This is a genomic window from Streptomyces sp. NPDC058691 (assembly GCF_042714775.1).
Lineage (GTDB): Bacteria > Actinomycetota > Actinomycetes > Streptomycetales > Streptomycetaceae > Actinacidiphila.
This window is the reverse complement of sequence record NZ_JBHXSO010000113.1, coordinates 1-11,161: the sequence shown is the minus strand read 5'-3', so window position 1 is coordinate 11,161 and position 11,161 is coordinate 1. Positions and strand designations below refer to the sequence as shown.

Below are 11,161 nucleotides of genomic sequence, written 5' to 3'. Positions count from 1 at the left end.
GAGGCGGGCACGGGCGAGGAAGTGCTCACCGTGGATCTCGACCCCGGCCTCGTCGCCAAGACCCGCGCCGACTTCCCGGTGCTGCGGGACCGCGTACTGGCAGTTCCACGTCCCGGAACACGATGACGGGCCGGAAGGCCTGGTCCGCGGCCTCAACTCACCCAGGAACAAGGGGGGTCGGCGAAGGGCGAAGTCGTCACTGCGGGCACGCGTTACCGTCAGGCCCACCCTGGCGCGCGGAGCGGGCGCACTCGGGCCGAGAATGGTGAAGGGGGTCCGCCGGCGTGGCCGACTGAACCCCCGATGGTCGACGGGGAGGGAAGCCGCTTGGCGGCTTCCCTCTCGTCATCCGTCCATGCCTGCTTTTCCTGCTGTGGCCTGGTAGATACCCAATTGCATCGCCAGGACCACCAGCTGAGAACGGTTGGTGACGCCGGCTTTGCGCCGGAGCCGACGAATGTGGGCGTCCACGGTGTGCGGGCTGATCCCCATCTCACGCGCGATGGCCTGATAGGTCAGACCCTCGCACAACATCACGAGGATCTCTCGCTCTCTAGGAGTGGGGAACATGCGCGCCGGACATCCGCGGGGCCATGGACAGCCCTGATCGAACTACCGGAAACACTCTTGTCCCGCTACCCGTTCGACCCGCTGCGCACCCGGCCACCCCAAGAACTGTCATACGTGCAGAACTCGGAGCACGCCTGCACGGTCACGAAAGCCTCGGCGTGTCTGTGCGGCACGCCAGGACGCTCGGCGGTCGCCGACTGCCCGGACAGGCATGCGGCGGCGACCGCGGCCACGGCCACCGCGACCCGAACTGCCGCCTTGCGACCAGTCATGGAAGTTCCTCCTCTGCACCGGCGCGCGCCACTTCGACCCGCGACCCCGCAACAAGCATGGCAACGCGGAAACACCGATCACCAGGACCGCACCGCCTCATCAAACTGTCTGGCACCAGGTAGACCAGTGAACAAAACAACCTAGAAAGGATGCGACGAAACGATGCCACAGGGCATTTACCTGCTCGACCGGAAGGCGATGCCTTTGTCACATGCATCATTCAAGGATCGCCCGGTCAACAGATTCTCGTGACTTGCACATGCCGGAAAGCAGGACGATGATCATCGGCACGCACCGTCACTGGAATCCCTCGACCCCGCCGGCCCTCACGGCCTTCGAGCCGCACCGCGTCCAGTGGAGCTTTGGCGTCAATCTGCGCCTTGCCATCGACATCCCGGACGGTTGCACCAGACTTTCAGCCACCCCCCGGAAAGCGGACCGCCGGTACGACGCCCCTGCCGCCTTGTACGCGGGGTTCCAACGATGAAGGGAGTCCGGTGGAGACCACCGACCCAGCGCTGCACTGCCAGGAAGTCGCCGCGTTCGCATCGGTCTTCCTGGGCCGAGCACCCGGAGTCGTGTGGCCGGAGCACGACCACCCGGCGTGCGGTCCCCTCGCTGATGAGTCAGATCGGGAACTGCTGGCCGAAGGTCTCTCCGATCTCCTCGGAAGGCCCGTACGAACCGTCTGCAGTGAACAGGCCCCTCTGAGCGTTCGAGCAGCCCGAGCTCCCTGTGACACCCTGGTCCATCAGATCTCGGGCAGCGGACACTGGACCCTGTTGCCCGACCTCGGCGAACGCCGGGAACGGGAGGAAACACCGCCGATCGAGGGCCCCGTCCGATTCCAGCTCCGCACGACGGAGGTCCTGTACATCCCGCCGAACTACTCGTGGGTCATTCAGCCGGTCGTACAGCCGTCGACCTACCTTTTCACCTTCATCGGCGACCGTCCGCCGGTGACGGAGCCCGCCGCGGAATGACACATCGGTCCGTGGCCCACTGCACTGAGCGGTGCCCCGGGGACCGGCGTCACGTCGTCGGATACCACAGCCCGGCTCAGGCGCCGTCGGAAACCTGGTCGCATGCCGGGCATCCGCCCAACGGACGTGTCGGCCGGCTCTCGTCCGGGTCCCCTTGGGCGTGGTCGCCCTGGCCGGCGGCCGCGGGCTTCGCGAGTCCGTGGGTTGCCGCGGCCACACCCGCCTGGAAGCGGCTCGTCGCCTTCAGTTGTTCCATGATGTCGGCGATGTGCCGCCGCGCGGTGCGCAGGGACATGCCGAGGCGACGGGCTATCGTCTCGTCCTTGTGCCCCTCAGCCATCAGACGGACGATCGTCTCCTGGATCTCGCGCGAGACTTGCTCGAGGCCCTGGCTCGCAGCGTCCGCGAACGGCGTGCCCCGCTCCCATGCCTCCTCGAAGACGTTGCACAGGTACGCCACCGTCGAAGGCTCCCTCAGGATCACCGCGCCCCAGGACTGATCCTGTACGGGAACGAATGCGATGCTCCGGTCGAAGACGATGATGCGCCCGAAGAGTTCATGAAGGGTTCGGTACTGCGCCCCCAGCGCCGACGCGGCCGCCACATAAGCCTGACTGGGCCCGTTGAACCGGGCAGTGTGGTGGTAGAGCGTACGAATGGACACGCCCCGGTCCAGTAGCGCGGCATCGCGCTGCATCGCCTCGGACATGGCCTCCGGCTTACGCGATCCCCCGCCCGGCTGACACGTGATCATCTCGAACCGGCACAGCGCCGCTTCGCGATTCAGGGCAGCCCGCACCTCGTTCAGACTCCCAAGGACCTCCAGCCCTTGAGACGAACTGCTTTTTTCCACATAGAGAGGAGTGAAACGGGCCAGCTCTTCCCGAATTTCCAGGATGCGGCGCTCCTCCTCTCGCACACGCGATGCGATCGGGCCCGTCAGCTTCGCGATGGCGACAGCAGGATCCACCGCGAACCCAGTGGCCAGGTCACCGTCGGGCCGCACCACCAGGCCGGCGGCACAGAGCCGTTCGAGGCTTTCCTCCAGCTCCGCAATGGCCAACTTCAGTTCCTGCTGCATTAGCGCCAAGTCAACGTGACGGTTCTTCAGGATCCATGCATAGACAGTCAGATTGGTTTCGGCCGCCTCGCCGTGCATCGGGAGGATCACAGTCGCCTTCCAAGAGTTGCCCTACCCATGACATCCAAAGCATTTCGTCCGATAATCGAGCAAGCCACGGTGGAACCCTCGGACCACCTACAAAATAGAGGATCCGATTGCCGGAAGCAACGAATACCACTCCGTAGCAAATTGAATGACTGCGCCACAACCGATGCCGTACACAACCGAATTGCGACTTGTTGTCCGGGTTCCATGGGACCTCGGCGCCAACCCCCTCGGGTCACGTCCGTGACTCGCTCAGGGAAACGTACGCACACGGTCCAGGAGGGCAACGATGAGGGTGGCCTTCTGGGTCTGTGCTGTCCGCACGCGGACCGCCTCACTCACGCCTGAGCCGCTGGTCGCGGACTGAACCAACGCATCAAGGGCTCGTCACGCAAAGGACGGCCACCGATCGACCGCCCACTCGGGCCAACCCGGCCAATCAGGAGGCGGACTGTCGATCTCGAGCCCATCGAGTTCCACAGCGTCCGGCTCCTCGAACCGCGCCCTGGGCGGAGCCGGTCCCGTCACCGGAAGCGGGCGGGCGGGGTGGTCACCGTACCGGTCGGCCTCACCTTGCGGATGGCGATGTCGCCGTAGGTGTTGCCGTCGTCGACCCGTTGTCATCCGGCGGTGCGCGACCCTCGCCGCCACGCGTTGCTCCGGGAGAGTCGGGGCAACGAGCGGAGAGGTCTGCACCGGCCGGGCAGGTCGGATCAGGGTGTACCTCTGCCGCGGAGGTCAGCTGCGAACGCGTCCGGTTCGTACGGCGGCGACGTCAGCCCGGCGTCCCTCACGGACAACGCCGGTGGTCCCGCCGAGCGTTCGCTTCACCGAGGTCCACATGCCGCCCGGTGGCGCCACCATCTGCCAATCGTTTCCGCGGCACTTGAGCGCGAGCACGATCAGCCCCAGCTGGGCGGTGGGTGACCTCAGTACCAGTCCGATCACCGCGGTGTCCGGTGTGTACGAATGGCAGACAAAGCCACCTACCTGCGCCAGCGTCCCCTTCTGCACTGGTTCGGGCAGGACCGCCTGCCCTCGGAGGCACGCGAGATGCCGGTCACGGTCCGGGGACGGCACGAATTGACGTGTGATCGTCGGCTCCCATGACGGCCGCTCCGAGCTGGGCCCGCTCCTTGCACTCAATTGCGCTCCGGCGATGAGCGCGCCCGTAGGTGTGTGAGCGTAGCCCGCCGCGGTGCCTCCGCTCACCCGGGTTGGCCCGGCTGAAGCGGAGAACGGAACCGCGAACCCGTAGTACTCCGATGCGCCGTCTTCGGACGTCGGCAAGAGCTTCCAGGTCACATCCGGCGGTGCTGTGGCGATGATGTCCGCCGACGGTGCGGCGGGCGTGTCAGCTGATGGCCTGGGGTGTGCTGCCGTCGGCGTGACCGAAGCCCTGAGATCGACATTATCGGCGGCGATGACGCCCCGGCGATTGTCCACGCCCCCGTCGAAATGAACCTGGTGATGGGCACTGCCACCCGTATGCGCCTGCCCTTGCGCCCTTGCTGCTGATTCGACCGCGTTTCGCAGCACCAGGGCGAACTCCGGATCCTGCTCGATCGCCTCTGCGAGTACCGAGGCGGCGGTTCTCTGCCAATCAGTGTCATCGGGGCGCTATTCGAGCCCGCCGGCGCCGCACCTCCCAGACGGGTGGAGCGCAGCCGCTCGCCGATGAGCTCGTAGAGTTGATCGCAGGTTTCAGTGCTCATGCGTGTCACAAGACCGGCAGCGGCATCGGACAGGTGTGAGGCGAGCAGACTGCCTCGACGAAGCCCGTCTCTCAGCCGACCCGCTCCGATTGATGGGGCTCTTCGGGATCAGCGTCGGCGCCGCCATGCGCTACATCGCGGCTGCTCATCCCGAACGCACTACCAAGCTCCCCCGCTAGCCGACCGCAGGACTCAGTCGGCGGAGACGGCTTCAGGCAGCTCTGCCGGCAGATCGCGCATGCCCATACGCAGGTGCTCGACGTGGTGCAGGACCTGGTCGAGTAACGCGGCGACGTGGCCCAACACCCTGCGTTCGCCACTGCTCCCAGGCGTGGGCTCGCCGCGTTCGCACGAGCCCAGCACCGACTCTGGGGCGAGGTGCAAGACCCCGACAAGTGGACGGCACGATGCGGGCCGCAGCCGCTGCATGGCACCAGCACCGGAGCGACCGACCGGCGCTCACCCACCCGCTCCGCGCAACCGGGTCATCCGGCGCCGTGGACGGTCCGCGATCACTCGTTCCGAGTCAGTCCTTGTCAGTGGCCTCGCATACGGTCTTCCTATGAATGATCAGCGGTCGTCGCTTCCTTGGATGGACAACTCCATAGTCCTCGAGGCCGGGCAACGCTCCTCGCGTGCCGGCGACGTCAGTGGCGTGCTCAGCGAACGAGTACACCGTGCCAAGGTGGGGATCTCAGGTGAGTGAGACGCCGATACGCGAGACAGGAGACGTACGAGAGGCGTGGGGCCGGGTGACCTCGTGGCTTGAGCGGCACGACCCCAGCCTTTTCGCTGCCCTCGGTGGTCCGGGGAGCCCGGCGGCCATCAGCCAAGCCGAACTGCGCATGGGTCTGAAGCTGCCAAGGGAGATGTGGCAGTGGCTTCTGGCGAACGACTGAATCACTCCGGGTTCGGTGCAGAGCGCTCAACCTTGGGAGGATGCGAAATGTTGATGTCCGGCGTATTTGCCCACCAATAATACATGAAGTCTTCATGTGTATTCTCTGGGTTCCGAGCTCGGTCCCCGTCACTGGGCGGCCACCGCGAGCGTCGCCCTGCGCGTCTTCATCACGCCGCAACCGGCGGCGACTTGCCGGCACCAGAGCCGCCGCCGACGCGGGCAGGGCCTTCATCGCACCCCGGGCGACCGCACGGGCACGACATGCTCGTTTGCGTCGCGCAGCCGTGCGTTGCCGACCGGCTGCTGGGTCGATCAGCGGGCGGGGGCGAGCGCGATATCGTGCCTGAGTTGTCGGCCGGCCCGGTCCACGAGCAGGAATTCGCCATGCGGGGCGTGCTGTGAGGCGGAGGCGATCAGGGTGTATCCGCCGGGGGGAAGTCCGGTGATCTGGTAACGGCCGTTCTCCGCCCTGATCTTCGTACAGTACTTGCCCTGGGCGGTCACCAGGGTGATCCGTGCCTCGCAGCCGTCGGGGTGCAGCGGGCAGCGCAGCGTGCCGCTGACGGTGACCGTGGCGGCGTCGCCTGACAGGCCCGGCACGGGGGCGGCTCGTTCGCCGAGTGGTGCGTCGGCCCTGGTGCCGGGACAGGACGGGCCGGTGGCGTCTTCGGGTCGAGGGCGGCCGTGCCCGTGTGCGGCCACCGTGACGTCCGGGGTCGCCAGCCCGGGCATCAGGGCCAGCTCGGTCAGCACACGCTCGATGTCCTCGAGCTCGGAGCGCAGGCTACCGGTGACCGGCGTCTGCTGTTCGGGACGCGCCGGTTCCAGTGCTGCGGCGGCGGAAGGGACGGGCGGGCGGGCCTGGTGGCCGTCCAGGTTGTCCGCCACAGCCCGGGCGGCCGATGCCGCCCGGTGGGTGATTCCGGCGAGTTCCGTCAGGTCGTTTCCGCGGTGCGCCAGCGCCGAACTGTCGTGCACGATAGTGCGACCGAGTTCGTGGGACAGGTCCACCAGTCGCAGCATCTCAGGGCATCGGCGGTTGGCGGTGCCCAGGAGCGTTCTGACCAGCGGGCGGATCGTCGCGGTCGCTGCGTGGAAACTGGCATCGAGGACGCGGGTGTCGGTCCGCGCTCTGTGCCCGGCGGTCGGGTTGTCGGGCGCGAGAAGACCGTCGAGTACCTGCGCCAGCGCACGCAGATAGCCGGCCAGCGCGACCTGGGCCGCGTGGGTCGTGCGCAGTGGCAGAACGGCCAGCCCGACGATGATCGCGCACGCGGCTCCCAGAGCGGTCTCCTCAACACGCGTGGCCAGCAGCGAGGAAGTCAGTTCGCCGGCCTGTGAGTAGAACTGCGCGACACCCAGGGTGGCCGCGCCGACGACGAGGGCGTAGTTGATCCTGCCGAAGTACGACATCAAGAACGCCGCCAGGATGACCACGGCTATCGATGCCACCGGCTGCGTCCCGGTCAGTCGGGCGAGGCCGTCACCGACCACCACGCCGACCAACGTGCCGAGGACGCGAAACACGGACTTGTGCAACTGTTCGCGGTCACTGGCGGAACCGAGGAACGTCACGTACACCGAGACGACAGCCCACAGCAGATGCGACGGACTGAGCAAATCGCCGAAAAAGATCGCCAAACTGAGCGCGATGGCCAGCTGCACCGAGACGCGGGTGCTCACGGTCAGCGAGATCCGGTCCACCCGTGCTGTGCCCTGTTTCGACGATGCCATCGCGTTCACGATTCCCGAACCCGGCAGCCAACCGCCGATCAGATGCACCGCGGGACGCGGTTCCTGCTGCACGTGAGGGTCCGCGTCGGGGCTGCTGATGGCGGACACCAGCGCGCGGGCCGCCTCGTGGTAGCGCTCGGCGATCTCTCCGGCACCCCAGGCCGCGCCGACTGCGCCGATACCACCGTCTTCGTGGCTCCCAAAGCGCGGCACGGAGTCGGCCCGCTGGTAGCGCTGGAAACGGCCGACGACCTTTTCGAGAGCGGCGCGATCGAGCTCCCGCGCGGCGGTGACGACCGCTCGGGCGTCATCCCGTGCCTCACGACTCAGTTGGCGGTGAGCATGTCGTTGCGCGAGCCGTGCCAGGGTGACCACGGCGCGCTCGTGTTCGAACAGTGAGCGGCGTCGGTCCGTGGCCGACGTGTCGTTGTCGTCGGCCGGCGCGGTGGCCAACTGAGTGTCGAGCACCAGGGCGGTCTCATTGAGACGCACGACCAGTCGCCGCAGCCGTCGCGCGAGCCGATGATCGGCAGGGGTGTGCACGGGAGCGTCCATCAACGCGCCGGTCACAGTGAGAACACGACGGGCACGGGCGCGGTAGGAACGCTGCATTCGCGCCGTCGCATGAGCGTAGCCCGGCAACAACGCCAACCCGACGATGAAGGCCGCCGCGCCGGCCACACCGATGATGGCCCCGGGCCACGCGAGCTGGTCGACGCTGATCTGGCCGCCCGCGAGAAAACCGATCAGATAGCCGACGTGGATCGGGAACCCGGTCGCGAACGCACGCGCCCCGTAGCGTCGGAACCAAGCGCCGACGGCCGGAACGACGACCAGCAGGACCAGACCGACGAACCGATGGGGATGTACGGCTATCGCCAGGGACAGGCCCGCCCACATGCCGACGCAGGCGATCAGCGACGTCACCGCACGCGCACGCACGGTTCGCTCACCCACGACAAAAGACGCCGTCAGCGCAACCGACGCGCCGAGTATCAGCACAAGCAGTGGGGCCAAATGATTGATGACCCCAGCCCCTGGGACCGATGCGGCCACTTCGAACATGTGGAAGTTGGCATCGAGCAGCGCGGAGGCCCCGATCGCCGCCAGAACAGCGATCGCCCCGTTCGCCGCCGTCCGGATGCGCTCACCGCCCGGGTCGGACCCGAGATAACGGTCGACGGCGTCGATCATCGCCATGGCCGACCTACCGATGTCAGCGGATGCACGTGGTTCTCCTCATGATGGTCAATCGTGGTCCGGAGTGGCTCGCCGTCGATCACACGGCGGATACTCACGTTGCCGAGCAGCCCAACAGCCTGCGGAAAGCCCGACTACCGCACACTATATACATGAGGTCTTCGAGTAAAGCGCTTGAAGTCTTCATGCATCTGAATGGGCATCACAGTCGAGGAATCAACGAATACACCCGTGCTCTGGCACAGACGGCACAGCCAGATGGCGACATGAAAGTTGTGGGACGTGCGCATGAGACTGGCGCTCGCCCAACGTAACGGGGACACCTCTCTCCGTATCCATTCCGCGTCGATCGCCCCCTGTGTCCAGAAAAAGGGGCGCTCTCTGGGTGCTGCTATGGCGGGGAGGGCGGTACGCCGTCCGGACCCGGCCAGGAAGGGTCGGCCGCTATCCAGGAAAACACCGCGCGCGCAGGGTGCGGGGCACTGGAAGGGTCGCTACCACCATCCGCTCGTCGGCGACCTCGCCCTGGAGTTCGAAGTCCTGCGGGTGGTGGACGAGCCGGAACAGTACCTGGTCGTCTACTCCCCCGAACCCGCCTCGCCCTCCGCCGAGACCCTCGCACTCCTGGGCAGTTGGACGGGCACCGCCGCCGCCGAGCTGCCGGGCCGCTAGCCCCGGCGCACCGGCTGACCGGCTGACCGGCCGACAGGACGCCCCTGTCCGCTCGCTCGCGATCGGGTCGCCGTCCACCCCCGCGGCTACTGGTCGAGCAGGCGTCGGAGCAGCTTTTCGAAGGTGGTCAGCTGGGTGGGAGTGGCCGTGCTGATCGCGGTGAGGAGCTGGGCGGTGCCCTCGTTGAGCTGGCTGACGGTATCGACGCCCGTTGTGGTGAGCGAGATGCGCTTGGCGCGAAGGTCCTCGGGGTCAGGTTCGACCGCGATGAGGTCGCGCTCGCGAAGTCGCTGCACCACGCCCGTGAGGTTGGACGGGTCGCAGCCCATGCGCTGGGCCAGTTCACGGATGGAACCGGGCTGGGTGGCGGTTCCGAGAAGGATGGCCTGGGTCCGGGTGAGGCCGAGGTCGCCGGCGCGGGAGTCCATCTCGTGTGCGTAGGTTGCGACGAGCAGCCGCATCAACTGCTGGACGGCCGCTAGCTGCGCACCGGTGTCCCGTGGCTGCCTGGTTCCCATGGGTGGCTGTCCTCACGTCCCCTTGCTGATCGAAAGACCATGGTAACCGGGTGCCGGAAGGCGCAGAAGGACGGTTCCACCCACGTGTGGTTACATGAAGACATCACGCATCCCTGGGCCATTTTGCATGAAGCCTTCATGTATGTAACCTGCAGTCTCGTAGGTCCGCGGCGCATCGCGTCGCCATCTGAACGAGGAGCACCTATCGTGCGCACCATTTCCCTTCCCAGTTTCGGATCACCCGACGTCCTTCGCGTCGAGGAGCGACCCGTCCCCGAACTGTCCCCGGGCAAGGTGCTCGTCGAGGTCAGGGCCGCCGGCATCAACCTCATGGACAGCTACATGCGTCGCGGCCTGATCGAGGGTCTCGAACTGCCGGCGCGTCTGGGGGCCGACGGTGCCGGAGTGGTCACCGCCGTCGGCGCGGACGCCACAGCCAAGATCGGCGACCGGGTCGCCTGGCAGTACGTGATGGGCAGCTACGCCGACATGATCGCGGTTCCGCACGAGCGCCTCGTCCCGATCCCCGACAACGTGACCTTCGAGGCCGCGGCAGGCGCGCTGATGCAGGGGCTGACGGCACAGCACCTGTCCCACGACGCCGTTCCCGTTCCCAGTGGCACGGTGGCGCTGGTGCATTCCGCCGCCAGCGGCGTCGGCCGCATGCTGACGCAGTTGATCACCGCCCGCGGTGCACGTGTGATCGCCACGGTCTCCCGCGCCCACAAGGCGCGCTCGGCTGCCGAGGCGGGCGCCTGGAAGGTGCTGGTCCGCGACGAGACCGAGGACCTGGGTGCCGCCATCCGAGAACTCACCGACGGTGAGGGCGTCGACTTCGCGTTCGACGGCACGGGCAGCACTCTGTTCGACGTCAGTATCTCGTCGCTGCGCTTCGGGGGCGTCTTCGTCCACTACGGCCGCGCGGGGGGCCCCATTCCGCCGCTGGATCTGTGGGTGCAGCCTGACGGGGTTCGCCTGGTCCACGTCCGGGGCGATGCCCCCCACGAGTCCACCGACCAGTGGCGGCAGCGCGCCTCCCAGGTGATGCAGTGGGTCGGCGACGGCACACTCGATGTCCTGATCGACCGGACGTATCCCTTGGAGGACGCCGCCCAGGCACACCACGACCTCGAATCCCAGGGGACCGTGGGCAAACTGCTGCTCATTCCGTAACAGGGCGGCCGGTGGCCCGGCGGCGCCGGATGTCGCCCCAGCCACCGTGTGCCGGCATGCCCAGTTGGGGCGGGGGCCGGGGCGCCGCATACGACGAGCGAGCAGTACCGGAATCAGCTCATCCACAGCCGGACGTGATTGATTACGGGACAGCCCTTAGAGCTCGTAACACGATCACGTGGAGCGGCGCAGGTCAGCCGTAACCGGTGCGACGATTGAGCCGTTCGTGAGGGCGTGAGCGTCAAGCCGTGGGT

The 11,161-nt window shown here is 67.1% G+C and carries 9 protein-coding genes; 4 read left to right on the top strand and 5 right to left on the bottom strand.

Annotation, left to right across the window (positions count from 1 at the left end; translation table 11 throughout):
• Positions 1-345: 345 nt before the first annotated feature.
• Entirely contained in the window at positions 346-570 is a 225-nt protein-coding gene (locus tag ACFWVC_RS37810) for a response regulator transcription factor (RefSeq protein WP_384298857.1), read from the bottom strand.
• 770 nt (positions 571-1,340) lie between these two features.
• Between ACFWVC_RS37810 and ACFWVC_RS37805 the strand changes: the two genes are divergently transcribed.
• Positions 1,341-1,826, top strand: coding sequence for a hypothetical protein (locus tag ACFWVC_RS37805; protein ID WP_384298850.1), 486 nt, complete (start codon positions 1,341-1,343; stop codon positions 1,824-1,826).
• A gap of 76 nt (positions 1,827-1,902) precedes the next feature.
• On the opposite strand, the gene ACFWVC_RS37800 is transcribed toward ACFWVC_RS37805, so the two are convergent.
• Together ACFWVC_RS37800 and ACFWVC_RS37795 are read right to left on the bottom strand one after the other, a co-directional pair.
• Complete coding sequence (locus ACFWVC_RS37800) at positions 1,903-2,985, bottom strand: response regulator transcription factor (RefSeq protein ID WP_384298847.1); 1,083 nt, start codon at positions 2,983-2,985, stop codon at positions 1,903-1,905.
• Positions 2,986-3,732: 747 nt separating this feature from the next.
• On the bottom strand, positions 3,733-4,533 hold the full coding sequence (locus ACFWVC_RS37795) for a hypothetical protein (RefSeq protein ID WP_384298844.1): 801 nt from the start codon (positions 4,531-4,533) through the stop codon (positions 3,733-3,735).
• Between the two features lie 874 nt (positions 4,534-5,407).
• On the opposite strand from ACFWVC_RS37795, the gene ACFWVC_RS37790 reads away from it, so the two are divergent.
• Positions 5,408-5,608: a hypothetical protein gene (locus ACFWVC_RS37790; protein ID WP_384298841.1), complete on the top strand. Its 201-nt coding sequence runs from the start codon at positions 5,408-5,410 to the stop codon at positions 5,606-5,608.
• A 314-nt stretch (positions 5,609-5,922) separates the two neighbouring features.
• On the opposite strand, the gene ACFWVC_RS37785 is transcribed toward ACFWVC_RS37790, so the two are convergent.
• Complete coding sequence (locus ACFWVC_RS37785; protein WP_384298838.1) at positions 5,923-8,544, bottom strand: FUSC family protein; 2,622 nt, start codon at positions 8,542-8,544, stop codon at positions 5,923-5,925.
• 393 nt (positions 8,545-8,937) lie between these two features.
• Between ACFWVC_RS37785 and ACFWVC_RS37780 the strand changes: the two genes are divergently transcribed.
• Positions 8,938-9,216 carry a hypothetical protein gene (locus ACFWVC_RS37780; protein WP_384298835.1) on the top strand — a complete coding sequence of 93 codons (279 nt, stop codon included), beginning with the start codon at positions 8,938-8,940 and terminating at the stop codon, positions 9,214-9,216.
• Positions 9,217-9,302: 86 nt separating this feature from the next.
• Here ACFWVC_RS37780 and ACFWVC_RS37775 read toward each other — a convergent pair whose 3' ends face one another.
• Complete coding sequence (locus ACFWVC_RS37775; protein ID WP_384298832.1) at positions 9,303-9,734, bottom strand: MarR family winged helix-turn-helix transcriptional regulator; 432 nt, start codon at positions 9,732-9,734, stop codon at positions 9,303-9,305.
• A gap of 207 nt (positions 9,735-9,941) precedes the next feature.
• Here ACFWVC_RS37775 and ACFWVC_RS37770 point away from each other — a divergent pair, with 207 nt between their 5' ends.
• Positions 9,942-10,907 carry a quinone oxidoreductase family protein gene (locus ACFWVC_RS37770; protein ID WP_384298829.1) on the top strand — a complete coding sequence of 322 codons (966 nt, stop codon included), beginning with the start codon at positions 9,942-9,944 and terminating at the stop codon, positions 10,905-10,907.
• Positions 10,908-11,161 lie beyond the last annotated feature (254 nt).